This is a genomic window from Streptomyces sp. NPDC050388 (assembly GCF_040655635.1).
Taxonomy (GTDB): Bacteria; Actinomycetota; Actinomycetes; order Streptomycetales; family Streptomycetaceae; genus Streptomyces.
In genome coordinates this window covers 1-24546 of sequence record NZ_JBFAKH010000070.1, presented here as the reverse complement: position 1 = coordinate 24546, position 24546 = coordinate 1, and the positions used below count along the sequence as shown (strand labels likewise).

At 72.6% G+C, this 24546-nt stretch carries 19 protein-coding genes; 13 read left to right on the top strand and 6 right to left on the bottom strand.

Annotation, left to right across the window (positions count from 1 at the left end):
• Positions 1–84: 84 nt before the first annotated feature.
• The 4 genes from AB0I73_RS30795 to AB0I73_RS30780 form a co-directional block, all read right to left on the bottom strand.
• On the bottom strand, positions 85–1086 hold the full coding sequence (locus tag AB0I73_RS30795; RefSeq protein ID WP_363042838.1) for a DNA-3-methyladenine glycosylase 2 family protein: 1002 nt from the start codon (positions 1084–1086) through the stop codon (positions 85–87).
• Positions 1087–1228: 142 nt separating this feature from the next.
• Complete coding sequence (locus AB0I73_RS30790) at positions 1229–2563, bottom strand: coenzyme F420-0:L-glutamate ligase (protein WP_363042864.1); 1335 nt, start codon at positions 2561–2563, stop codon at positions 1229–1231.
• Positions 2564–2622: 59 nt separating this feature from the next.
• A complete protein-coding gene (locus tag AB0I73_RS30785; RefSeq protein ID WP_363042836.1) occupies positions 2623–3669 on the bottom strand; it encodes a 2-phospho-L-lactate transferase in 1047 nt (348 codons plus the stop codon).
• A 42-nt stretch (positions 3670–3711) separates the two neighbouring features.
• Positions 3712–4260 (bottom strand): cysteine dioxygenase family protein, encoded by a 549-nt coding sequence (locus AB0I73_RS30780; protein WP_363042834.1) that lies wholly within the window; start codon positions 4258–4260, stop codon positions 3712–3714.
• A 783-nt stretch (positions 4261–5043) separates the two neighbouring features.
• Here AB0I73_RS30780 and AB0I73_RS30775 point away from each other — a divergent pair.
• From AB0I73_RS30775 to AB0I73_RS30765, 3 genes are all read left to right on the top strand, one after another.
• Positions 5044–5307, top strand: a complete 264-nt coding sequence (locus AB0I73_RS30775) for a WhiB family transcriptional regulator (protein WP_109380992.1) — start codon at positions 5044–5046, stop codon at positions 5305–5307.
• A 327-nt stretch (positions 5308–5634) separates the two neighbouring features.
• Positions 5635–9309, top strand: coding sequence for a glycosyltransferase family 2 protein (locus AB0I73_RS30770; RefSeq protein WP_363042831.1), 3675 nt, complete (start codon positions 5635–5637; stop codon positions 9307–9309).
• Positions 9306–10907: a DUF5719 family protein gene (locus AB0I73_RS30765; protein WP_363042829.1), complete on the top strand. Its 1602-nt coding sequence runs from the start codon at positions 9306–9308 to the stop codon at positions 10905–10907. The genes AB0I73_RS30770 and AB0I73_RS30765 overlap by 4 nt, the downstream gene beginning before the upstream one ends.
• A 34-nt stretch (positions 10908–10941) precedes the next feature.
• On the opposite strand, the gene AB0I73_RS30760 is transcribed toward AB0I73_RS30765, so the two are convergent.
• Complete coding sequence (locus AB0I73_RS30760) at positions 10942–11391, bottom strand: metallopeptidase family protein (RefSeq protein ID WP_363042827.1); 450 nt, start codon at positions 11389–11391, stop codon at positions 10942–10944.
• A gap of 368 nt (positions 11392–11759) precedes the next feature.
• On the opposite strand from AB0I73_RS30760, the gene AB0I73_RS30755 reads away from it, so the two are divergent.
• The 9 genes from AB0I73_RS30755 to AB0I73_RS30715 all read left to right on the top strand — a co-directional run bounded on the left by AB0I73_RS30755 (position 11760) and on the right by AB0I73_RS30715 (position 22042).
• Entirely contained in the window at positions 11760–12128 is a 369-nt protein-coding gene (locus tag AB0I73_RS30755; protein ID WP_181383704.1) for a DUF3499 domain-containing protein, read from the top strand.
• Positions 12129–12374: 246 nt separating this feature from the next.
• Entirely contained in the window at positions 12375–13991 is a 1617-nt protein-coding gene (locus AB0I73_RS30750; RefSeq protein ID WP_363042825.1) for an L-lactate permease, read from the top strand.
• A gap of 170 nt (positions 13992–14161) precedes the next feature.
• Positions 14162–15526, top strand: a complete 1365-nt coding sequence (locus tag AB0I73_RS30745; protein WP_363042823.1) for a phosphomannomutase/phosphoglucomutase — start codon at positions 14162–14164, stop codon at positions 15524–15526.
• Positions 15527–15686: 160 nt separating this feature from the next.
• A complete protein-coding gene (locus tag AB0I73_RS30740) occupies positions 15687–15857 on the top strand; it encodes a Trm112 family protein (protein WP_202281229.1) in 171 nt (56 codons plus the stop codon).
• 109 nt (positions 15858–15966) lie between these two features.
• Positions 15967–17103 carry an SIS domain-containing protein gene (locus AB0I73_RS30735; RefSeq protein ID WP_363042821.1) on the top strand — a complete coding sequence of 379 codons (1137 nt, stop codon included), beginning with the start codon at positions 15967–15969 and terminating at the stop codon, positions 17101–17103.
• 158 nt (positions 17104–17261) lie between these two features.
• The gene (manA, locus tag AB0I73_RS30730; protein WP_363042819.1) at positions 17262–18413 is read left to right on the top strand and encodes a mannose-6-phosphate isomerase, class I; all 1152 of its coding nucleotides are present in this window, start codon (positions 17262–17264) and stop codon (positions 18411–18413) included.
• A 145-nt stretch (positions 18414–18558) separates the two neighbouring features.
• A complete protein-coding gene (locus tag AB0I73_RS30725) occupies positions 18559–19533 on the top strand; it encodes a cation diffusion facilitator family transporter (RefSeq protein WP_363042817.1) in 975 nt (324 codons plus the stop codon).
• Positions 19534–19818: 285 nt separating this feature from the next.
• The gene (ahcY, locus tag AB0I73_RS30720; protein WP_109380983.1) at positions 19819–21276 is read left to right on the top strand and encodes an adenosylhomocysteinase; all 1458 of its coding nucleotides are present in this window, start codon (positions 19819–19821) and stop codon (positions 21274–21276) included.
• 151 nt (positions 21277–21427) lie between these two features.
• A complete protein-coding gene (locus AB0I73_RS30715) occupies positions 21428–22042 on the top strand; it encodes a hypothetical protein (protein ID WP_363042815.1) in 615 nt (204 codons plus the stop codon).
• 32 nt (positions 22043–22074) lie between these two features.
• On the opposite strand, the gene AB0I73_RS30710 is transcribed toward AB0I73_RS30715, so the two are convergent.
• Entirely contained in the window at positions 22075–23004 is a 930-nt protein-coding gene (locus AB0I73_RS30710; protein ID WP_363042813.1) for an RDD family protein, read from the bottom strand.
• Between the two features lie 188 nt (positions 23005–23192).
• Here AB0I73_RS30710 and AB0I73_RS30705 point away from each other — a divergent pair, with 188 nt between their 5' ends.
• Entirely contained in the window at positions 23193–24200 is a 1008-nt protein-coding gene (locus AB0I73_RS30705) for a stage II sporulation protein M (RefSeq protein ID WP_109380980.1), read from the top strand.
• Positions 24201–24546: the final 346 nt, after the last annotated feature.

Genomic DNA, 24546 nt, shown 5'->3' with positions numbered 1-24546 from the left:
CCCCGGCCCGGGGCGGGGCCGGTTGAGGGCACGGACTGCTGGGGGCTCGACGACTGGGGCATCGGACGGCTGGGGGCTCGGGCCTCAGAGCCGTCCGATGTCCCAGCGCGGCCTCTTCGGGGCCCGCCGAGCCGGCGTTCTTCCGCTCAGCAGGATCAGCCGGGCCGCCCGGTGCCGCTGCCCGGCATACGGCTCCAGCAGTTCGAGCATCACCGCGTCGTCCGCGTCCCGGTCCCCGGCGAGGGCCCACCCCACGATGCCCGGCAGGTGCAGGTCCCCCACGGTCACCTCGTCCGCCGAGCCGTGACTGCGCTGCACCGTCTCCGTGGACGTCCACGGACCGATGCCCGGCACCAGCTCCAGCCGCGCCCGCGCCGCCGCCGGAGCCATCCCGGCCGCCTCCTCCAGCCGCGCGGAGACGCGCACCGCCCGCAGGACCGTGGACGCCCGCTTGTCGTCGACGCCGGCCCGGTGCCACTCCCAGGAGGGGATCAGCGCCCAGGTCCGGGGTGACGGCATCACCGACATCCGTTCGGGCGCGGGCCCGGGTGCCTGCTCCCCGTACTTCCGTACCAACAGCCGCCACGCCCGGTACGCCTCGTCGGTGGTGACCTTCTGCTCCAGGACCGACGGGATCAGCGACTCCAGCACCAGCCCGGTCCGCAGCAGCCGCAGCCCCGGACGCCGGTGCCCGGTGAGCGCCAGCACCTTGTGCCGGGGGACGAACCCCGCCGGGTCGTCCGCGGCCCCGAGCAGGTCCGGCAGCCGCTCCAGGAGCCAGTCGGCGCCGGGTCCCCAGGCCTCGCCCCGCACCTCGCCACCGTGCCGCGTCACCCGCAGCGTCCCCGGCCCGGTGGGCGTCAGGCTCGCCCGCCAGAAGGAGCCGTCCGGCAGCGCGCGGAACGTCGGGTCCCCGGGCCCGCGCCGCAGCGGCGCGAGGACCAGACCGAGGTCCAGCGGCCCCTCCGGCACCCAGCTCCGCACCAGGGCCGGGGCCGGTGCCTGGCGGGGCACCCCCGTGGGTACGGCGGTCCGTCCGCCTCGCACGGTCGTGCGAGCGGGCCGGGGAGCGAAACGTCCTGCCACAGAGAAGATTCCGGGGAGTGGGGAGCGGGAGACGGAGGAGATGCGGGAAAGAGGGGGGAGCGCGCGAAGCCCCACCGGAGCGGGGCTCCGCCCGGCCGGCGGGCTGGGGCTCCTATGAGGGTAGGCGTCCCGCGCGTCCGGTTCACCGCACCTCGATGAACGCGCCCGCGTCCCGCTCCGGTCGTGGCCGGGGCTCCTCAGCGGGATGGCCGATCGCCACCGCGCCCATCGGGTCCCAGTCCGCGGGCAGGTCCAGGACCTCGCGGACCACGTCCCGGCAGAACATCGTCGACGACACCCAGGCCGAGCCCAGCCGCTCACCGGCCAGGGCGACCAGGAAGTTCTGCACGCCGGCGCCCGTCGCGACCACGAACATCTCCCGCTCGGCGGCGTCCCGCCGCGCGTCCCCGTAGGTGTGCGAGCCGTCCATGACCAGGCAGGGCACGACCAGACAGGGCGCGTTGCGCAGGACGTCGCCGCGGCGGACGCGCTTGGCGATGGACTCCTCCGTCTTTCCGTCCCGGCGCAGGTCCGCGATCCAGGCGTCCCGCATGGCGTCCAGCAGGCGGAGACGGGACTCCGGGGACTCCAGCAGGACGAAACGCCACGGTGTGGTGTGGTGCGGTGCCGGAGCCGTCACGGCCGCGGCCACCGCGCGGCGCACCGACCCCGGGTCGACGGGCTCGTCGGTGAAGGCCCGTACCGTGCGGCGCCGGGTCACCGCCTGCCGTACCGCCTCCGACGTGCCGAGCCGGAACATGTCGTCGCGGGAGTCGCGGACCAGGGCCCGTGCGCCGTCGCCGTGGTCGTCGTCGGCCGTGACCAGGCCGGGCAGCCCGCGGACGACGGCCACCGGCAGGCCGGCGGCCTTGCCCTTGACCAGGTCGCCCGCCGCGGCGAGTTCGTCGGCGGTGGCGACGACGGTGGCGCCGAGCGGATTGCCGTGCGCGTCCGTGCCGCCGCGCAGGTCGTCCAGTACGTGCACGCCCGCGGCGCCGATCGCGACGTCCGTCAGCCCCGCGCGCCAGGGGCGCCCGAAGGTGTCGGTGACCAGCACGCCGACCGTGACCCCCAGGGCGTCGCGCAGGCCCGCGCGGATCGCCCGCGCGGACCCGTCCGGGTCCTCGGGCAGCAACAGCACCGTGCCGGCCGGGGTGTTGGACGCGTCGACCCCGGCCGCGGCCATGACGAGGCCCTGCCGGTTCTCCACGATGCGCAGGGCGCCGCGCCGGGCCACCACCCGTACCGTCTCCGCGTCGATCGCGGCCTCCCGGTCGGACGCCTCCAGCATCCGGCCCTCCGCCTTGGAGACGATTTTGGAGGTGACGAGCAGCACGTCGCCGTCGGCCAGCCCCGGCTCCGCGGCCGCGATCAGCTTGGCCAGGTCGTCCCCCCGACGGACCTCGGGCAGGCCCGCGACGGCCCACACCCGGTACCCCGTGGACGCCGCGCCGCCCGCGTGCGGGTCGTCGTGCACGCGCGCGCCGTTCACGTCGCCGGTCAAGCCGTTCGAGTCGTTCACGTGGGTGGAGTCGTTCAAACCGACCGCACCTCCTCCGCCAGCGCCAGCGCCTCCCGCGCCATCCGCGTGGTCGCGTCGACGTCGGTCATCATCAGCGGCACCGCCCGGCAGCGGATCCCGGCCTCCTCGACACGCTCCACACAGGCCGCGTCGACCGTGTCGACCAGCCAGCCGTCCAGCAGGCCCGAGCCGTAGTGCTCGGCCACCGCCGGTGCGGTGGACTCGACGCCGACCGCCGCGAGCACCTTGTCGGCCATGCCGCGCACGGGCGCGTCCCCGACGATCGGCGACAGGCCGACCACCGGGACGCCCGCGTCGGCGATCGCCTCGCGGATGCCGGGGACGGCGAGGATCGTGCCGATGGAGACGACCGGGTTGGACGGCGGGAAGAGGATCACGTCCGCCCCGGCGATCGCCTCCAGCACGCCCGGCGCCGGCTTGGCCTGCTCCGCGCCGACCGGCACGACCGCCTCGGCCGGGACCGACGCCCGCAGCCGTACCCAGTACTCCTGGAAGTGGATCGCCCTGCGCTCGCCGGGTCCCGCGGCTCCCGCCGCCGACCCCGTCGTCGAGGTGGTCGAGCCCGCCGTGGTTCCCGCCGTGGCCCCCGCCGAGTCGTCGGCGGGCAGGGTGACGGCGACATGGGTCTCGACGCGGTCGTCGGTCATCGGGATCAGCCGGACGCCCGGCTGCCAGCGGTCGCAGAGCGCCTCGGTCACCGCGCTCAGCGGATACCCGGCGGCGAGCATCTGCGTCCGCACGATGTGGGTGGCGAAGTCCCGGTCGCCGAGCCCGAACCACCCCGGGCCGACGCCGTACGCCGCGAGCTCCTCCTTGAGGCGGAAGCTCTCGTCGGTCCGCCCCCAACCCCGCTCCTCGTCGATGCCGCCGCCGAGCGTGTACATCACCGTGTCGAGGTCCGGGCAGACCTTCAGCCCGAAGAGGTGAATGTCGTCCCCGGTGTTGCCGATGACCGTGATGTCCGAGTCCGGCGCGGCCCGCTTCAGACCGCGCAGGAAACGGGCACCACCGATGCCGCCTGCCAGAACCACAATGCGCATGGGAAACAGTGTCTCAGCCGCCGGGCCGGCCGTGGCACCGTCTCAGACGGTCAGGGCCCCGGGCACCGGCCGCGCCTCGCAGTGCGGGACGAGGGGGCGCATCGGCATCTCGGTCAGGCCCGGGTAGTACACGTGCAGGCTGACCGCCGACTCCAGTGTGTCGTTGACGACCTCGTGCACGTAGCCGGGCGGGAACACCCGCTCCGTACCCGTCGTCAACGCACGCGTGCCGCGCCCGGTGCGCTCGGTGAGGGTGCCGTCCAGGACGGTCATGACTCCGGAGGAGGGGCCGTGACCGTGCGGTCCGCTGCCCTGGCCGGGAACCCAGGACAGCAGCCACACCTCGTAGCCGACCGGGATCTCCCCGGCTCGGGCGGAGCCGAGGCCTCGGGGAACGGTGCGCAGCCGGTGGTACCAGCGGCTGGTCGCGTCGTACCGCACCAGGTGCTCCCACGAGGAGCGGTCGGCGGCGAGGGAGCGGGCCAGCCCGACGAACTCGGCGACGGTCGCCGGGTGCTCGCGCGGGGTCTGCAGCAGGTGTGGGACTTCGAGGATGTCGCCGGCGATCTGGAGGTCGCTGTCGCTGTTCATGGGATGAGGTGTTCCTCGGCGGAGAAGCGCTCGGGGGGCGGGGAGCGGGGAGCGGGAAGGAGGGGGAGGAGAGGGAGGAGAGGGGGGACTACAGCGTGTGCTGTCGCGTGCGTCCGGGTCGCGGACGGCGGCGAGGAGTGCCCCGGTGGGAGCGGAAGGAGCTGGACTGGAGGGAACTGGCCTCAAGTCGAGGGTGACTCAAAGGGTCGGAGCGCGTTGGGCTCAACAACCGGAACAGTGACAGCTACAGCGAGCGCGGGCAGCACCGAGGGACCCGGCGGAGCGGGTCGAGGCGAGTGCCAAGTTCGCGAGCATGCCCACAAGGACAGCGGTTCACACCTCCAGTGTCAACTCGACGCCCGGATCGTGGGACACGGTTCACTCCATCCGGTTCACCTGCGGGACGAAAGGTTTGTTCATGTGATTCCGGGGACACAAGGTGCGCACGGCCGGGCACGCAAGTGCCGTTACGATTCTGTGATCCGAATGTGATTCGGCTTGCTGTGGCGTCGGTGCGACAACGGGGTCGACCGACCGGGCGTCTCCCCTTGTGGAGGTTCCGCGCGGGGCGGGAATCTCTGTCGGGGTCGTTGGTGTGTCAAGGTTTATGGCGATTTGAACACTTTCGACGTGGGCTTGGTTCCGCAGAGTGAATAAGGGCGCCAATAGCAGATCTCAGCTTGACTCGCCCGGAGCAGCACACTTGTAATTTCACTCGTGTCGTTTGGCCGGGACAGGTAACGGCAGCGTCACGGGGACACGGAAGACAGACGAGGGGCGCACATGACGGAGCTGGTGCAGCAACTGCTGGTCGATGACGCGGACGAGGAACTCGGCTGGCAGGAGCGCGCGCTGTGCGCCCAGACCGACCCCGAGTCGTTCTTTCCCGAGAAGGGCGGTTCCACCCGGGAGGCCAAGAAGGTCTGTCTCGCCTGTGAGGTCCGCTCCGAGTGCCTCGAGTACGCCCTCGCCAACGATGAGCGCTTCGGCATCTGGGGCGGCCTCTCCGAGCGGGAGCGGCGTCGGCTGAAGAAGGCAGTGGTCTGAGGACGCCGCCGGTGAACGGTGTGTCACATCCGGTGCGCCGCATCCAGGGCGTCACATCCGTATGCGCGCTATGCCCGTGCATATGTCAGATGTTCTGTATATGTGCATGTGCCGAGTGCGGCCCGTCGCGGGTGGGTTGTCCACAGGCGGCGGGCCGCCTTGCCGCCCAGCCGATAGTGTGGGCGCTCGTCCGAGACGTCACGCCGCCCCCACCGGGCACGGGCGTCCCCCACAGTCCACCGAACCGGGGCCCGTACCTCGATGTCCGTGCACAGTCACCCGGCAGCCCGTCAAGACGTAGCTGCCGCTCCAGAGTTCCCGCGTCATGTGGTGACCGCGGTCCTCGTCTCCCACGACGGAGCCCGCTGGCTGCCCGACGCGCTCGCCGGGCTACTCGGCCAGGAACGCCCCGTCCAGTTCGCCATGGGTGCCGACACCGGCAGCGGTGACGACTCCGCCCGACTGGTCACCGAAGCCCTCGGCGACGACCACGTCCTGCACCTCGCCCGACGCACCGGCTTCGGCCAGGCCGTCGAGGAGTGCCACCACGCCGCGCCGCACCTCACCCCGGACGACCTGCCCTACCTGAAGCGGCCGAGCGGCTGGGACCCGGTCACGCGCAGCTGGCACGACGACGCGTACGACCTGCCCGACCTCCCGCACGGCGAGCCGGTGCAGTGGTTGTGGCTGCTGCACGACGACTGCGCCCCCGAACCCGACGCGCTGGCCCGGCTGCTGAGCGTCGTGGACAACGAGTACGAACTCGGCCGTGACGACGTCGCCGTCGTCGGCCCCAAGCTGCGCGGCTGGTACGACCGCCGGCAACTGCTGGAGGTCGGCGTCTCCATCGCCAACTCCGGCCGCCGCTGGACCGGTCTGGACCGCCGCGAACAGGACCAGGGCCAGCACGACCAGGTCCGGTCCGTGCTGTCGGTGTCCACCGCCGGCATGCTGGTCCGCCGCGACGTCTTCGACCAACTCGGCGGCTTCGACCGGCACCTGCCCCTGATGCGTGACGACGTCGACCTGTGCTGGCGCGCGCACACGGCGGGGTACCGGGTGCTCATAGCCCCCGACGCGGTCGTGCGGCACGCCGAGGCGGCCTCCCGCGAGCGCCGCGCCGTCGACTGCGTGGGCCGCACCGCCGCCTCCCCGCACAAGGTGGACAAGGCGGGCGCCGTCCACACCCTGCTCGTCAACACCCGCACCGCGGCCCTGCCCTGGGTGCTGCTGCGGGTCGTCCTCGGCACCCTGCTGCGGACCCTCGCCTACCTCGTCGGCAAGGTCCCCGGGCAGGCCGTCGACGAGATCCGCGGCCTCATGGGCACCCTGCTGCGGCCCGAGCGCATCCTCGCCGGACGGCGCCGCCGCGGCAGCCCGCAGGTCGACAAGGGCGAACTGCGGCCGCTGTTCCCGCCCCCCGGCGCGACCATCCGCGTGACCATCGAGCAGGCCGCGAGCAGTTTCGTCGGCCGCTCCGACCCCGAAGCCACCTCCGGCGCCGGACGGCACGGCGGCGCCGTCGAGTCCGGACCCGGCGGGGACGACGCCGACTTCCTGCAGGTCGAGCAGTTCGCCCGGCTCAAGCGGATCGCCCGCAAGCCCGGCCCGGTGCTCTTCCTGGCCCTGCTGTTCATCTCCCTCGCGGCGTGCCGCGAACTCCTCGGCGGCGGTGCGCTCACGGGCGGCGCACTGCTCCCCGTCCCCGCCGACTCCGCCGACCTCTGGGCGCGGTACACCGACACCTGGCACGCGGTGGGCGCCGGCGGCACCGGGTCCGCGCCGCCCTACCTCGCCGTCGTGGCGGCGCTGGGCACCCTGCTGCTCGGCTCCCCCGGGGTCGCCGTAACGGTCCTGCTCGTCGGCTCGGTGCCCCTGGCCGGCTTCAGCGCGTACTTCGCCTCCCGCCCGCTCGTCGAGTCCCGGCTGCTGCGCGCGTGGGCCGCCGTCGCCTACGCCTTCCTGCCCGCCGTCGCCGGCGCCCTGGCCGGCGGCCGGATCGGCACCGCCGTCCTCGCCGTGCTGCTGCCGCTGATCGCCCGCGCGGGCATCGCCGCGAGCGGACTCACGAACCCCCCCGACGTCCGCGGCAGTTGGCGCGCGACCTGGGCGTACGCGCTGCTGCTCACCGTCACCACCGCATTCACCCCGATCGTGTGGCCCATCGCCCTGGTCCTCGGCCTCGGCGTCCTCGCCCTGCGCAGGTCCGATCTCCCGGCGCACGGGCTCCGCTTCCTCGCCCAGTTCGGCACGCCGCTGCTGGTCCTGGCCCCCTGGTCGCTGTCGCTGCTCCCGTTCGGCTTCTTCCAGGAGGCGGGCCTGGAGTACAGTCCCTCCGCCGCCTCCGCCCTCGACCTGCTCGGCGCGAGCCCCGGCGGGCCCGGCGCGGTCGGCGGGGCGGTGCTCATCGGCATCGTGCTCGCGGCCCTCGCCGCCCTGCTCCGCTCCGAGCGGACTCTCGCCATCCGCGCCGCCTGGACGGCCGCCCTGGTGGGACTCGTCTTCGCGGTCCTGTCCAACGGCTCCACCTGGGCGGGGCCCGCGACCCTCGTCTACGGCATCGCCCTGCTGGCCGCCGCAGCCCTCGGCGCCGACGGGGCACGCTCGCGGGTCGCCGAGCAGAGCTTCGGCTGGCGTCAGCCGGTCGCCGTCCTGATCGCCCTCGCCTGCGCGGTCGGTCCGCTGCTGGCCGCCGCCGGCTGGGTGATCCGCGGCGCCGACGGACCGTTGCAGCGGCGCGACCCCGTGCAGGTGCCCGCGTTCGTCGCCGAGGAGAGCGGCACCCGCGACCAGGCCCGCACCCTCGTCCTCGACAGCGACTCCGCCGCCCGCGTCGACTACGTGCTGGTCCGCGGCTCCGGCGCCCGTATGGGCGACGCCGAGATCGCCGCATCGAACAGCGGGAACAGCGGGCTCGACAAGGTCGTCGCCAACCTCGTGGCCGGCTCGGGCGCCGACCAGGCCGACCAGCTCGACGGATTCGCGGTGCGCTACGTCCTCGTCCACCCGGGCGCGCCCCGCGACGTGACCCGCGTCCTGGACGCCACTCCCGGCCTGACCCGGCTCAGCCAGCAGGCGGGCGGCGCGCTGTGGCGCGTCGACCAGGACGTGGCCCGCGCGAGCATCGTTCCCGGCAAGGGGAGCGAGGGCGAGTCGCAGCCCGTGGCCGCGGGACCCGTCGAGATCCACACGAAGATCCCGAACGGCTCCGAGGGGCGTGTCCTGCGTCTGGCCGACTCCGCGGCCGAGGGCTGGGCCGCCACCCTCGACGGCAAGCCGCTGACCCCCACCACGGTCGACGGCTGGGCCCAGGGCTTCGAATTGCCCGCCACCGGCGGGCGACTGGACGTCACCTACGACGACCCGATCACCCACACCGCGTGGCTGTGGGCGCAGGGCCTGCTCGCCGTCGTCCTCGTCGTCCTCGCCCTGCCCGGCCGGCGCCGCGACATCGACGACGACCTGCCCGAGGAGCCGGCCGTCGCCGCCGAGGCGCTCGCCGGTGACGGCCGCCGCGCCCGCCGCCTGCGCGCCCAGGCCGAGGCGGAGGCCGCCGCCGAGGAGACGGGCACGCACGGGGAGGCGGGCGCGGAGGACACGGGCACGGAGGACAACGGGTTCGACATCCCGCCGGAGCCGGCTCCCGCGGCCGTTCCGCAACAGCGGTCCTACGACGAGTGGGACGCGGCGAGCCACCCGGCCCCCGAGTACGACGGCGCCTACCCCGCCGAGCAGTACCAGCGGCAACAGCAGTACGCGACGGACGACTACGGCCGGACGTACCCCGCGGATCAGTACCAGGACGGCCGGTACGACCCGTACGCCTACGACGGCACGCCCCAGCAGCAGCCGCCGTACGACCCCGCGACGTACGGGCAGGGCTACGAGGGCCACGAGGGCTACGACCAGACCTACGCGCAGGGCTACGACACGTCGTACGACCCCGAGCAGCCGCACCGCCCTCAGCCGGGCAGTGAGCGTTCCGACGGGAGCCAGCAGTGAACCGCACCACCCTGTCCCTGATCGCGGGAGCCACCGCACTCGCCGCCGTCACCGGCTTCGCGGTGCTGTCCGCGCCGGACCCCACGGCCGCGGACGGCGGCGTCGAGGCCGCCGCGGCGCACCTGCCCGTGGAACGCACCAGCCTGTTGTGCCCGACGCCCAGCACCTCCGACCTCGCCGAGACGACGTACACGTCCTTCACGCCCGTCACGAAGGGCGCGGAGGGCGAGGGCAGGGCCGAACTCCGGTCGGCCGTCGAGGGGCGGTCCGCGGCGGAGGACGCGAAGGACGGCGACGGCGCGAAGGACGGCGACGAGGAAGAGGCCGCCGAGGACGGCGAGAAGGACGCGGAGGGCGAGAAGGACACCGACGGCGAGAAGGCCGAGAAGCCCGAGAAGCCCGAGAAGCCGGTTCTCGAGCCCAAGGAGCCCGGCAAGCCGGTCGTCGCGGACGTCTCCGGAGGCGAGGGGCCGGCCCTCCTCGGCACCGCCGAGGGCCGCCTCGCCCCGGGGTGGACCGTGCAGCAGACGACCGAGGTCGCCGCAGGCACCGGCCGGGGCCTGCAGGGCGTCAACTGCGCCCCTCCCGACACGGAGTTCTGGTTCCCCGGCGCGAGCACCGCGCTCGAGCGCACCGACTACGTCCACCTCACCAACCCCGACGACTCCGCGGCCGTCGTGGACATCGAGGTCTACGGCGAGGACGGCGCCCTCGAGACGGAGGCGGGGGAGGGCATCACGGTCCAGCCGCACTCCGCCGAACCGGTGCTGCTGTCCACGCTCACCGACGAGCAGCAGACGAACGTGACCGTGCACGTCGTCGTCCGCAGCGGGCGGGTCGGCGCGGCCGTGCAGGCCCTGGACGCCACGCTCGGCGGTGACTGGCTGGCCGCGTCGGCCGACCCGGCGGGCAGCCTGGTCCTGCCCGGCATCCCCGAGGACGCCATCGCCGTGCGCCTGGTCGCCTTCACCCCCGGCGGTGTGGACGCCGACCTGAAGGTGCGGCTCGCCTCGCCCTCCGGGCTGATCACACCGGCCGGCAACGAGACGGTGCACGTGAAGGGCGGCAGGACGACCGCCGTCGAACTCGGCGACGTCATGCGCGGAGAGGCGGGCTCCCTGGTCCTCACGCCGACGGACCGCTCGGTGCCGGTCGTGGCGGCGGTCCGGGTGCTGCGCGGCAAGGACGGCAACCAGGAGTCGGCCTTCGTCCCGGCAGCCCGCCCGGTCGGCCTGCGCGCCACGGCCGTCGGCAACACGGTCAAGGGCAGCACCCTCGCCGTGACCGCGCCCGAGGGCGCCGCCAAGGTCAAGGTCACCGCGTCCGCGGGCAGTGAGGGCGGTGACCCGGTGTCCGAGACGTACACGATCAAGGCCGGTACCACCCAGCACGTCGAGCTGCCGGCCCCGGACGGTGTCAAGGGCACGTACGCCCTGACGATCGAACCCGAGTCGGACGGCACCCCCGTGTACGCGTCCCGGACCCTCGCCGTCACCGACGACGGCCTCCCGGCCTTCACCGTCCAGACCCTTCCCGACGACCGGGGCCTGGTGGCGGTACCGAAGGCGGAGGAGAACCTGTCGGTCCTGCAGAAGTAGGGGCTCTTCACGGAGCGGGCGCCGGAGCCGCCGTTCAGTCCTCCCCGTACCGGGGATCGACGGTCTCCGGCGTCAGCCCCAGCAGTTCGGCGACCTGCTCCACGACGACCTCGTGGACCAGCGCCGCCCGCTCGTCGCGTCCCTTGGTGCGTATCTCCACCGGCCGGCGGTAGATCACGACCCGCGCGGGGTGCCCCTCCCGGCCCGGCACGGCGCCGCCCAGCGGCACCGCCTCGTCGCTCCACCGAAGTCCGGGCCCGTCCAGCCGCGGAACCTCCAGGACGAGGAAATCGATGTCGGTCAGCTGCGGCCAGCGCCGCTCCAGCCGCTCCACGGAGTCCTGCACGAGATCGGCGAAGGTCTCCGCGCGGCTGGCGGCGAGCGGCACCTGGGGCGGTGCGATCGGCCCGCGCATGCCCCGGCCGTGGCGATCACGGCGGCGGGGCCCGCGGTCGGCGGCACGGGGAGTCACAGGGGTGTCCATCAGGGTGAAGGGTAGTCTCCGCCGGCCCGGCGTGCCCGGCCCCCACACGGCCTCGGGACCGCGACACCCGCATGGCGTCGAGGAGTGGTGTCGGTCCGCCCGGAACGGCATGTCGTCACATGACCATTCCGGCCAAGGTTCGGCTCGATTCGATATCTTTCGCGGGCCGGTGATCTCAAGGTATTTGACGGTGTTTGTACCAACTGATGACCGGAACAGGGGGCGCGGGTGCCTCGAACACGGGCGTCGGGGCAGGTCAACGGCGTGTGCCCGCGGGGGCGGGTGAGGTGTTTCAGGCCACGACACGAGGGAATCCCGGGGCGGGGAGTCTTCGCGACCCGCTCAAGAGTGCGGTACCGTCCAACATCGTGAGCCCTGTACGTCGCTGTTCGCGCACCGCTTGCGGCCGTCCCGCCGTCGCGACGCTGACGTACGTCTACGCCGACTCGACCGCGGTCCTCGGCCCGCTCGCCACCTACGCCGAACCCCACTGCTACGACCTGTGCGCCGAGCACTCCGAGCGCCTCACCGCGCCGCGCGGCTGGGAGGTCGTCCGCCTGCTCGACGGTTCGGCTCCCGCGCAGCCCAGCGGGGACGATCTGGAAGCGCTCGCGGACGCGGTGCGCGAAGCCGCCCGCCCCCAGGAGCGAGCGGCCGGCGGCGCGGGGCGCGGCGCGGACCCGATGGAGGTCGCCCGTCGCGGCCATCTGCGCGTGCTCCGCTCTCCCGACAACTGACCGCACGACTGACCGCGGCCGACCGCCGCCCCCAGAGCGCGGCCGCGTCGACGGCCGGGGTTCATCGCTCCCTGCTCCCCCCCACTTCCTCGCTTCCTTCGCTCTCTTCGCTCTCTTCCCTCCTGTCCCACCTGCCCCGTCAGTAAGGTGCCGCACGCCCATTGACGCGCGCTTGTCGGGGACACGACCATTCCGGGCACGTAGCGAGAAACCTCTTTCGCATTGCGGAATTCAGGAGGCGCGTCCGTGTACGTCCAGGAACTGGAACCAGTCGCCGGCTCACTCGGTCTCTCCGCCCTCGTGGCGGCATTACCCCTCGTGATCGTCCTCGTCCTGCTCGGCGGCCTCCGCATGAAGGCGCACCTGGCGGGCCTGACCGGACTGCTGGGCGCCGTGCTGGTGGCCTGCCTGGCGTACGGCATGCCGTGGGACCAGGCGGCTTCCAGCGCCGTCCAGGGGGCCGTCTTCGGCCTCTTCCCCATCATGTGGATCGTCGTCAACGCGCTGTGGGTGTACCGGATGACGGTCCGCACCCGGCACTTCGACATCCTGCGCCGCTCCTTCGGCCGGCTCTCCGACGACCCGCGGATCCAGGCCCTGGTCGTCGCCTTCTGCTTCGGGGCGCTGCTGGAGGCGCTCGCCGGTTTCGGCGCCCCCGTCGCGATCTCCGCCGTGATGCTCGTGGCGCTCGGCTTCGATCCGGTGCGCGCCGCGATCGTCGCGCTGGTCGCCAACACCGCGCCGGTGGCGTTCGGTGCCATGGGGACACCGGTGGTCACGCTCGCCCAGGTCACCGGACTGCCGCTGGACTCGGTGGCGTCCGTCGTCGGACGCCAGACCCCGCTGCTGGCCCTCGTGGTGCCGCTGGTGCTGGTCTGGCTGGTGGACGGGCGGCGCGGGCTGCGGGACACCTGGGTGCCCGCGGTGGTGTGCGGAGTCGCCTTCGCCGTCGCCCAGTTCGTCGCGTCCAACTACGTCTCCGCGCAACTCGCCGACATCGCCGCGGCCATGGCGGGCGCGGGCGCCCTGGTCGCCGTACCGCATGCGCGCGTGCCGGCCTCCGAGGCCGTACGCACCTCCGTACTGACCGGCGTGCGCAGCGAGGAACTGGACGAGGAGGACCCGCGCGGCGAGGTCCTGCGGGCGTACGCCCCGTACGCGCTGATCGTGGTGATCTTCTCCGTCGCGCAGATCCCGGTGATCAAGGACTGGCTGGCCGGGGCGACCCGGAAGACCGACTGGCCCTTCCTCGACGTCGCCGCACCGAACGGGGATCCGGTCGGCGCCAACGTCTTCACCTGGCCGATCGTCTCGACCGGCGGCACCCTCGTCCTGTTCGCCGGGGTGGCCACCGCGGTCGTGCTCGGTGTGCACGCGCGCGTGGCGGTCAAGGAATGGGCGGCGACCGTGTACGAACTGCGCTTCGCCATCCTCACGGTGACCTCCGTGCTGGCGCTCGCCTACGTCATGAACCTCTCCGGCCAGGCCGCGACGATCGGCTACTTCGTCGCCGCCGCCGGTGCCGGACTGGCCTTCCTGTCGCCCGTGCTGGGCTGGTTCGGCGTCGCCGTCACCGGGTCGGACACCTCGGCCAACGCCCTCTTCGGCGCACTCCAGGTGACCGCCGCCCGGGAGTCCGGGCTCTCGCCCGACCTGCTGGCGGCCGCGAACAGTTCGGGCGGTGTCCTCGGCAAGATGATCTCGCCGCAGAACCTCACCATCGCCTGCGCCGCCGTCGGGCTGGCGGGCAAGGAGGGAGACCTGCTGCGCAAGGTGCTGCCCTGGAGCCTCGTCCTGCTGCTCGTGATGTGCCTGATCGTGGTGGGCCAGAGCACCGCGGTGCTGGGGTGGATGCTGCCCTGACCCGGGCCCCACCCGGAACGACATCCGGGAGGACACCCGGGACGACACCGACGAGGGCACCCGGGGCGACGTCCCGTGAGCCCGATCGGACCACAGCGAACCGCCCGCGGCGGAGTGTCATCCGCTGCGGGTAGTTTGTGGTGACCACAGGACTTTCGGAAGGGTTGGCCGTGGCTGCTGATCTGTCACAGATCGTGAAAGCGTACGACGTACGTGGGATCGTCCCCGACCAGTGGGACGAGTCCCTGGCCGAACTCTTCGGCGCGGCCTTCGCCCGGGTGACCGACGCGAGCGCCATCGTCACCGGCCACGACATGAGGCCCTCCTCGCCCGGCCTGTCGGGCGCCTTCGCCCGCGGGGCCGCGGCCCACGGCGTCGACGTGACCGAGATCGGCCTCTGCTCCACGGACCAGCTCTACTACGCCTCGGGCGCGCTGAGTCTGCCCGGCGCGATGTTCACCGCCTCGCACAACCCGGCCCGGTACAACGGCATCAAGCTGTGCCGCGCGGGCGCCGCCCCGGTCGGCCAGAACACCGGGCTGACGGAGATCCGCGAACTCGTCGAGAAATGGAGCGAGTCGGGTCCCCCGGAGCCGGTCGGCCCGATGGGAACGATCACCCGGCGGGACACGCTGGGCGACTACGCGGCACATCTGCGCTCCCTCGTCGACCTGACCGCCGGCCGCCCCCTGAAGGTCGTCGTCGACGCGGGCAACGGCATGGGCGGGCACACCGTTCCCACGGTGCTGGCGGACCTGCCGCTCACCGTCGTCCCGATGTACTTCGAACTCGACGGCACCTTCCCCAACCACGAGGCCAACCCGCTCGACCCGGCCAACCTCGTCGATCTGCAGCAGCGGGTCCGCGAGGAGGGCGCCGACCTCGGCCTCGCCTTCGACGGCGACGCCGACCGCTGCTTCGTCGTCGACGAGCGGGGCGAACCGGTCTCCCCGTCCGCGATCACCGCCCTGGTCGCCGCCCGCGAACTGGCCCGCAACGGCGGCAAGGGCACGATCATCCACAACCTGATCACCTCCTGGTCGGTGCCGGAGGTCGTCGAGGAGAACGGCGGAACACCGGTACGCACGCGCGTGGGGCACTCCTTCATCAAGGCCGAGATGGCCACGCACGGCGCGATCTTCGGCGGGGAGCACTCGGCGCACTACTACTTCCGCGACTTCTGGAACGCCGACACGGGCATGCTGGCCGCCCTGCACGTCCTCGCCGCCCTCGGCGGCCAGCAGGGCACCCTGTCCGACCTGGTCGCCCAGTACGACCGCTACGCCGGCTCGGGCGAGATCAACTCCACGGTCGACGACCAGGCGGCCCGCCTCGCCGCGATCAGGGCCGCGTACGAGGGCCGCGAGGGCATCACCCTGGACGAACTGGACGGCCTCACCGTCACCGCCGCCGACTGGTGGTTCAACGTCCGCCCCTCCAACACGGAGCCCCTCCTGCGGCTGAACGCGGAGGCCCGCGACGCGGCCACCATGACCAGGATCCGCGACGAGGCCCTGGACATCATCCGAGGCTGAAGCCCCACGGCACCCGTCCCGCGCGCGTGGCCGCCCGGCGCCCTCGGGGCGTCCGGGCGGGCCGGGTGCCCGCCCGCCAGCCGCTGCCCGCCCGCACCGGCGCCACCGGCGGTACCCTGACCAGGCACATCCGCATACGCCCGCCCCGAAGGGAACCCCCATGCCGCTGGAAACCGGCCTCCTGGAGATCCTCGCCTGCCCGGCCTGCCACTCCCCCCTCAAGGAGCAGGACAGTGAGCTGATCTGCACCGGCCAGGAATGCGGCCTGGCCTACCCGATCCGCGACGGCATCCCCGTCCTCCTCGTCGACGAGGCCCGCCGCCCCGCGTAACCGACGACCCGGCGACCCTGCGACCCGCCGCCCCGCGTAACCGACGACCCGGCGACCCTGCGACCCGCCGCCCGCGTACCGACGCCCCGCCGTTCGAAGGCTGCCGCCCATGATCGACGAATCGCTGCTCGACTCACCGGAGGGCCTCGCCGAGGCCGACCACCGCGGGCTGCTCCGCGGCGCCGCCGAAGCGGGCGCCCTGGTCCGCACCGCCGCCCGGTACGCCGCCGAGGCCGGCGTCCGCGACCTCAAGCCCGACGGCCGTCCCCGCGCCGTCCTGATCGCGGGCCCCGGCGCCGCCGCCACCCAGACCGCCGACCTCCTCGGCACCCTCGCCGGCGCCGGCAGCCCCGTCACCCGGCTCGCGCCCACCGGCGTGGCCCCCGCCGCGGGCGCGCTGCGCTGGGAGCTGCCCGGCTGGGCCGGCTCCGTGGACCTGCTCCTGATCGCCACCCCGGACGGCACCGAACCGGGCCTGTCCCTGCTCTCCGAACAGGCCTACCGGCGCGGCTGCACCGTCGTCGCCGTGGCCCCCGCCCGCACCCCGCTCGCCGAAGCGGTCAACGGCTCCCACGGCCTGTTCGTCCCCATGGCGACCGCGCCCTACGAGCAGGACGAGCAGGAGGAGCCGCTCGCCTCCTCCGCCCCCGGAGCCCTGTGGGCGCTGCTCACCCCGCTGCTCGCGCTGCTGGACCGCACCGGCCTGCTCACCGCCCCGCCGGACGCCCTGGAGAAGGTCGCCGACCGGCTCGACCGCGTCGCCGAACGCTGCGGCCCGGCCATCGCCATCTACAACAACCCCGCCAAGAACCTGGCCGCCGAACTCGCCGACGCGCTCCCCGTCGTATGGACCGAGGGCACCTCGGCCGGCCCGGCGGGCCGCCGCCTTGCCGCCGCGCTCGCGGAACTGTCCGGCACCCCCGCCGTCGTCGCCGAACTCCCCGAGGCGCTCGGCGTGCACAGCGCCCTGCTGGCCGGCCCGCTCGCCGCCCGCGCCAACCCGGACGACTTCTTCCGCGACCGCGTGGAGGAGCCGCCCGCCCTGCACGCGCGCGTGGTGCTGCTCCGGGACCGCCCGATCGGCGGCCTCACCGCCGCCCCGGCCGCCCGCGAACTGGCCCTCAGCCACGACACGCCGATCAGTGAACTGGAGCCGGAGGAGGGCGGCGAACTGGAGACCCTCGCCGAACTGATCGCCGTCACGGATTTCGCCGCCGTTTACCTGGCGCTCACCTCGGGAGCCTGATCATGCCCGGGACGGTCTGACCCGGGCGGCCCGTCCGGACGTCCGGAAGCGGACGTCCGGACGCGCAAGCCCCGACGTGGACGCCCCGTGTCGGGCGGCCCGGCACGGGCGCCCCGCCCTCCGTACGAGAACCTGCCGAAGGACCCAGAGAGAACCCGATGGATCGCCTCGACAACACCATCCGCCCCTACGCCTGGGGGTCCACCACCGCCATCGCCGAGCTGCTCGGCGTCGAACCGACCGGCGAGCCGCAGGCGGAGATGTGGCTGGGCGCCCACCCCGGCGCGCCCTCGCGCACCGACCGGGGCACACTCGCCGAGGTCATCGACACCGACCCGGAGCGGGAACTCGGCGCGGCCTCGGTCGCGAAGTTCGGCCCGCGCCTGCCCTTCCTCCTCAAACTCCTCGCCGCCGGAGCGCCCCTCTCCCTCCAGGTCCACCCCGACCTGGAGCAGGCGAAGGCGGGCTACGCGGACGAGGAGCGACGCGGTGTCCCCGTCACCGCCCCGCACCGCAACTACAAGGACGCCAACCACAAGCCCGAACTGGTCTGCGCACTCACCGACTTCGACGGCCTGTGCGGCTTCCGCGACCCGCGGCACGCCGCCGAACTGCTCGACGCCCTCGGCGTGGACTCCCTCAAGCCGTACGTCGACCTGCTGCGCGCCCGCCCCGAGGACGCGGCCCTGCGCGAGGTCCTCACCGCGATCCTCACCGCCGACCGCGACGAAATGGCCCGCACCGTCACGGGAGCGGCCGCCGCCTGCGAACGCCTCGGCGGCGACCACGCCCCGTACGCCGAGATCGCCCACCACTACCCGGGCGACCCCGGCGTCATCGCCGCCATGCTCCTCAACCACGTCCGGCTCCAGCCCGGCGAGGCCCTCTACCTCGGCGCCGGCGTTCCGCACGCCTACCTGAACGGCCTCGGCGTCGAGATCATGGCCAACTCCGACAACGTCCTGCGCTGCGGGCTGACCCCCAAGCACGTCGACGTCCCCGAACTCCTGCGCATCGTCCGCTTTGAGCCCCGCGACCCCGGCGTGCTGCGCCCGGAGGCCGCACCGGACGGCGAGGAACTCTACGAAACCCCCACCGACGAGTTCCGGCTCTCCCGCTACGTCCTCCCGGCGGGCGGCACCACCCACGACCTCACGCTGGCCACCCCGCAGATCCTGCTCTGCACGGCCGGTTCGGTACGGGCCGGTGAGCACGAGCTGTCCCCGGGGGCCTCGGTGTTCGTACCGGCGGGCGAAAAGGCCGAAGTCTCCGGTACCGGAACATTGTTCAGGGCAACTGTCGTCGTCTGACAGCCCGATGACGAAGTTCTGACACGACGTCGCCTCATCGGACTGCAACAATGTCCCCCCGTCAAAGGGCAGTCGGAGCCCCGGGCGGCGTACGAGGACGTCCGCCCGGGCCCGTGAACGGCGTACGAAGGGACAACGCGGACACATGAGCGCGTCAGGCGGCACCAAGGCGATCGTCGCGGCACTCGCCGCCAACGCCGCGATCGCGGTAGCGAAGTTCGTGGCGTTCCTCTTCAGCGGCTCCTCGTCGATGCTCGCCGAATCGGTGCACTCCGTGGCCGACTCCGGCAACCAGGCCCTGCTGCTGGTCGGCGGCAAGCGGGCACAGCGGAAAGCCACCCCGCAACACCCCTTCGGCTACGGCCGCGAGCGCTACATCTACGCCTTCCTCGTCTCCATCGTGCTGTTCTCGCTCGGTGGCATGTTCGCCCTCTACGAGGGCTACGAGAAGATCAAGAACCCGCACGAGCTCGAGCACTGGTACTGGCCGGTCGGCGTCCTCGTCTTCGCGATCATCGCCGAGGCCTTCTCCTTCCGCACCGCCATCAAGGAGTCCAACGCCCTTCGCGGCAAGCGCTCCTGGAAGGAGTTCGTCCGCCACGCCAAGGCACCCGAGCTGCCGGTCGTCCTCCTGGAGGACCTCGGCGCCCTCGTCGGCCTCGTCCTCGCCCTCGGCGGTGTCGGGCTCGCCCTGCTGACCGGTGACAGCGTCTGGGACGGCATCGGCACCCTCTGCATCGGCGTCCTGCTCGTCCTGATCGCCCTGATCCTCGCCGTCGAGACGAAGTCGCTGCTGCTCGGCGAGGCCGCGGGCGCCGAGGAGACCCGGAAGATCGAGGCCGCCGTCGTCGACGGCGACACCGTCACCCGCGTCATCCACATGCGCACCCTCCACCTCGGCCCCGAGGAACTCCTGGTCGCCGCGAAGATCGCCGTACGGCACGACGACACGGCCGCGGAGGTCGCCGCCGCCATCGACGCCGCCGAGTCCCGCATCCGCGAAGCCGTCCCGATCGCCCGCGTGATCTACCTGGAGCCCGACATCTACAGCGAGGAAGAATCCGCCAGGGGCGCCGACGCCGAGGCCACCCCCGGCGGCCCGGCCCGGACGGAACACTGATCCCGGCCCCGGTCCCGGCCCCGGATCCGTCTGGGTTCGGTCTGATGTGTTCGGTGACTCACTGGGGATGACCGGGTCCGTCGGTGTAGCTTGGGACGGAGCCAGACGTCGCTGCTGATGGCGGTCGGGCGGTCCCTGCGGACCGGCCGAGGGAGAGAGGGCCTCCGACGGACTGCGCTGCGCCGCACGCGGGCATGCCTGTGTCCTCCTCGGGCACCCCTGTGTCCGCCGCCGCGCAGACCAGCCGTACCCACCTCGACCCACACCCCCGAGGAGCAGCTCTCCATGACGACTGTCGCCAACCGACAGGACTTCAAGGTCGCCGACCTCTCCCTGGCCGCCTTCGGCCGCAAGGAGATCACCCTCGCCGAGCACGAGATGCCCGGCCTGATGGCGATCCGCAAGGAGTACGCCGAGGCGCAGCCCCTGGCCGGCGCCCGTGTCACCGGTTCCCTGCACATGACGGTGCAGACCGCCGTCCTCATCGAGACCCTGACCGCCCTCGGCGCCCAGGTCCGTTGGGCGTCCTGCAACATCTTCTCCACCCAGGACCACGCCGCGGCCGCCATCGCCGTCGGCCCGAACGGCACGCCCGAGAACCCGCAGGGCGTCCCGGTCTTCGCCTGGAAGGGCGAGACGCTGGAGGAGTACTGGTGGTGCACGGAGCAGGCGCTGTCCTGGCCGGACACCCCCACCGGCGGCCCGAACATGATCCTGGACGACGGCGGTGACGCCACCCTCCTGGTCCACAAGGGCGTCGAGTACGAGAAGGACGGCAAGGTCCCCTCGCCCGACACCGCCGAGTCCGACGAGCACCGCGTCATCCTCGAACTCCTCACCCGCACGGTGGCCGAGTCGCCGCAGAAGTGGACCCAGCTGGCCTCCGAGATCCGCGGCGTGACCGAGGAGACCACCACCGGCGTCCACCGCCTGTACGAGATGCACCGCGACGGCACCCTGCTGTTCCCGGCGATCAACGTGAACGACGCCGTCACCAAGTCGAAGTTCGACAACAAGTACGGCTGCCGCCACTCCCTGATCGACGGCATCAACCGCGCCACCGACACCCTGATCGGCGGCAAGACCGCCGTCGTCTGCGGCTACGGCGATGTCGGCAAGGGCTGCGCGGAGTCCCTCCGGGGCCAGGGCGCCCGTGTGATCATCACCGAGATCGACCCGATCTGCGCCCTGCAGGCGGCGATGGACGGCTACCAGGTCACGACGCTGGACGAGGTCGTCGACAAGGCCGACATCTTCGTCACCACGACCGGCAACAAGGACATCATCATGGCCGCCGACATGGCCAAGATGAAGCACCAGGCCATCGTCGGCAACATCGGCCACTTCGACAACGAGATCGACATGGCCGGCCTCGCCCAGATCCCCGGCATCGTCAAGGACGAAGTCAAGCCGCAGGTCCACACCTGGACCTTCCCCGACGGGAAGGTGCTCATCGTCCTCTCCGAGGGCCGCCTGCTGAACCTGGGCAACGCCACCGGTCACCCGTCGTTCGTGATGTCCAACTCCTTCGCGGACCAGACCCTGGCCCAGATCGAGCTGTTCACCAAGCCCGACGCGTACCCGACCGGCGTCTACGTGCTGCCCAAGCACTTGGACGAGAAGGTCGCCCGCCTGCACCTCGACGCGCTCGGCGTGAAGCTGACCACGCTCCGCCCCGAGCAGGCCGAGTACATCGGTGTGACGGTCGAGGGCCCGTACAAGTCGGACCACTACCGCTACTGAGCCCGCGCACCCGCCGTGGGGAGCACACCGGTCCACCGGCGCGCTCCCCGGCAGCCGACCCACCCGGGACAGGCCCCCGCACCCCCGTGTCGGGGGCCTGTCCCATGGGCCGGCCGATGACCGGCCCAGCCCGTCAAGATCCAGGACCCCCATGCCCCGCGGCCGTTATTCGCTCCACGATCCGCACGATCACACCCCCCTCGCCGAAGAACACTTCCAGTGCGCCCCCGGCCCCTCCGGCTGGCGCTACGTCTCCCAGCTCACCGCCCCCTCCGGCGATCACCTGGGCTCGGTCGACCTCGCCCTCGACGAACTCGGCCGCCCCATCCGGCTCGAACTGCACGCCGCGAGCTGGCAGGTCCGCGGCGCCGCTCTCGACGGCGTCACCTGGGTCCGTACCGACCCGACCGGAACCCACGCCACTGAAGGCAATGTGCGCGCCCACGCCTTCACCGGCTCGTCCCCGGCGTTCCTCGTCGCCACCGCTCGTCTGCTGCGCCTCACCCCCTCCGCGTCAGCCACCCGCGTACGTCTCGTCGCCCTCACCGATCCGGTGCTCGCCCCGCGCACCGTGGACCAGTCCTGGGCCTTGGTGAGAAGAGAAGCACACGCCACTGACAACGACCCCCTGATCGTGGACGAATACCAGGTCACAGCCCTGGACACGGGCGAGCAGCACACCGTGCACCTCGCCGGGGACGTGGTCCTCGCGGCCCCCGGCATCGAACTCGAGGACCTCGAATCGCCGCCCTCGTCCTTCGACTGACCGAAGACGCGAGCGACCTACCCGCAACCGGTCTACGCCGGTGGCACGAATCCGGTCGAGGGGCCCTCGGCCGGCGGCGTGGCGGGCGAGGCAGGTGTGGGGGGCACGGCAGGAGCGGACGGGTACGGGGACGGCGGAGCCGCGTGGTGCGCGGGCGGTCCGTACGCACCCGCCTGGCCGACGGCGCCGACCGACCCGCCCCCCGCGGCCGCGGCCTGTCCGAAGGCACGCCGTGCCTCCCGGGCCTGCCGCTCCTGCACCACCGCCGCCAGATACGCCGCCGCCGGCACGCCCTGCGGCACCGGCGCCCCGGTCCGGTCCGCCAGGTCCGCCGCCAACCGCTCCGCCATCGCCCGGCCCACCTGCGGGTCCAGCTGCCGCATCCGCGTCAGGTACTGGCGGACGGCGAGCCACAGACCGTCGGGCACCGCGGACAGATCGAGCCCGGAGAAACGACCGACCAGCCAGGGCGGAGGCGGCGGTACGAACCCCACCGGCCCGACCGGCAGCCTCTCCCGCACGACCAGGGTCCCCGCGAAGACATCCCCGAGCCGCCGCCCCCGCGACGACGCCAGCGAGGCGATGCACGCGATGACGCCCATCGTCATGAGGATCTCGATCACACCGATCAAGCCCCGTACCAGCGCGTGCCGGAAGCGGATCGGTCCGCCGTCGTCCCGTACGACCCGCAGCCCGCACGCCATCTTCCCGAGCGACCGCCCGTGGCTGAGCGTCTCGACCGCGATCGGCCCGCCCACCAGCAACAACACGAACATCGCGATGAAGATCGCGGCCTGCGCCGCCTCGTCCAGGGAGGCCGTGGCGGCCACCAGTGCGATCGTCGCCGCGACGTACACCGTCAAGGCCGCGGCCAGGTCGAGCAGCACGGCCAGTGCCCTGCTGGGCACCTTCGCGGGGCGCAACTCCAGCGCCACCGCCTCGCCCGTCACCAGCTCACTCATGTCCGCACGTCCTTCCCCTGCCTGCCCCGAACACCGCCAGTCTGCCAAGCTGATGACACATCGCACCGCGGTACGACCAGCTGATCATGTCGTACGACTCATGCCGTACGACCGATGAGGCCGACCCGCACGACCGACGACGAGCCTTCGGCCCAGAGCCGACGAACAGCCGAGGAGCAGGCACACCGATGGACCTCGACGTCTTCGTCTCCGCCCACCGCGCGGAGTGGGACCGCCTCGACACCCTGCTCCGGCGCCAGCGCCGCCTGACCGGCGCCGAGGCCGACGAACTCGTCGTGCTCTACCAGCGCACGGCCACCCACCTGTCGCTGATCCAGTCCGCGGCTCCCGACCCGCAGCTCACCGGCAGGCTCAGCCAGCTGGTGGCACGCGCGCGCGGCGCCGTGACAGGAGCCCGCCGCGCATCCTGGCGGGACGTCACACACTTCCTCGCCCACAGCTTTCCGGCTGCCGTCTACCGAGCGCGCCACTGGTGGGTGCCCACCGCACTCCTCTCCACCGCCGTCGCGGCCCTCCTCGGCTGGTGGATAGGTACCCACCCCGAGGTCCAGGCGTCCATCGCCGCCCCCAGCGAACTGCGCGAGCTCACCCGCCCCGGCGGCCAGTACGAGACGTACTACTCCAGCAACCCCGCGGCCTCCTTCGCCGCCCAGGTCTGGACGAACAACGCGTGGGCCGCCGCCCTCTGCCTGATCCTGGGTGTCTTCCTGGGCCTGCCGGTGATCTGGATCCTCTTCCAGAACATGCTCAACCTGGGGATCGGCTTCGGCCTGATGGCCTCCGCCGGCCGACTCGACACCTTCCTCGGACTCGTGCTGCCCCACGGCCTCCTGGAACTGACCGCGGTCTTCGTCGCCGCCGGCACCGGTCTGCGCCTCGGCTGGACCCTTGTCGACCCCGGTCCGCGGCCCCGACGCAGGGCCCTCGCGGAGGAGGGCCGAGCAGCACTGGCCATGGCGATAGGCCTCGCGCTGGTCCTCTTCGTCTCCGGCGCGATCGAAGGCTTCGTCACCCCCTCGGGCCTTCCCACCTGGGCTCGCATCAGTATCGGCGTCGTCGCGGAGCTGCTCTTCCTCGTCTACGTCTATGTTGTGGGCGGACGCGCGGCGCGGGCCGGAGAGACCGGTGACCTGGAGGCCGCCGAGCGCAGCGCGGTCGTGCCCACAGCCGCCTGATGTGCGGACCGGTCGGCTGAGCTGCTAGTCTCCTCTTCGCCCCGCAGGAGCCGTTGACACGGACCGTGTGGGGAGGTAGATTCGAACAGTTGCCTGGAGTGGGGTCCCTGGATCCGCAACGGCGACGGTGAGCATCTGACTGCTTCTCGATACTTCAAACTTTCGACGAAGCCCCTCCCGATAAATCGGAAGGCTACGGCCGGTCAATCCGGTGCGAAACTTCTGATAAAGTCGGGTCCGCCGGAAAGGGGAACGCGGAAAGCGTGGTCCCGGAAGGCGAAAGCCCGAGGAAATCGGATCGGAAAGATCTGATAGAGTCGGAAACGCAAGACCGAAGGGAAGCGCC

Excerpts from the sequence above, each read along its gene's own strand:
- ahcY (WP_109380983.1), top strand. The coding sequence starts at position 19,819 with ATGACGACTGTCGCCAACCGACAGGACTTCAAGGTCGCCGACCTCTCC.
- AB0I73_RS30715 (WP_363042815.1), top strand. The coding sequence starts at position 21,428 with ATGCCCCGCGGCCGTTATTCGCTCCACGATCCGCACGATCACACCCCC.
- AB0I73_RS30785 (WP_363042836.1), bottom strand. The coding sequence starts at position 3,669 with ATGCGCATTGTGGTTCTGGCAGGCGGCATCGGTGGTGCCCGTTTCCTG.
- AB0I73_RS30740 (WP_202281229.1), top strand. The coding sequence starts at position 15,687 with ATGCCGCTGGAAACCGGCCTCCTGGAGATCCTCGCCTGCCCGGCCTGC.
- AB0I73_RS30775 (WP_109380992.1), top strand. The coding sequence starts at position 5,044 with ATGACGGAGCTGGTGCAGCAACTGCTGGTCGATGACGCGGACGAGGAA.
- AB0I73_RS30725 (WP_363042817.1), top strand. The coding sequence starts at position 18,559 with ATGAGCGCGTCAGGCGGCACCAAGGCGATCGTCGCGGCACTCGCCGCC.
- AB0I73_RS30735 (WP_363042821.1), top strand. The coding sequence starts at position 15,967 with ATGATCGACGAATCGCTGCTCGACTCACCGGAGGGCCTCGCCGAGGCC.
- AB0I73_RS30780 (WP_363042834.1), bottom strand. The coding sequence starts at position 4,260 with ATGAACAGCGACAGCGACCTCCAGATCGCCGGCGACATCCTCGAAGTC.
- AB0I73_RS30760 (WP_363042827.1), bottom strand. The coding sequence starts at position 11,391 with ATGGACACCCCTGTGACTCCCCGTGCCGCCGACCGCGGGCCCCGCCGC.
- AB0I73_RS30710 (WP_363042813.1), bottom strand. The coding sequence starts at position 23,004 with ATGAGTGAGCTGGTGACGGGCGAGGCGGTGGCGCTGGAGTTGCGCCCC.
- AB0I73_RS30705 (WP_109380980.1), top strand. The coding sequence starts at position 23,193 with ATGGACCTCGACGTCTTCGTCTCCGCCCACCGCGCGGAGTGGGACCGC.
- manA (WP_363042819.1), top strand. The coding sequence starts at position 17,262 with ATGGATCGCCTCGACAACACCATCCGCCCCTACGCCTGGGGGTCCACC.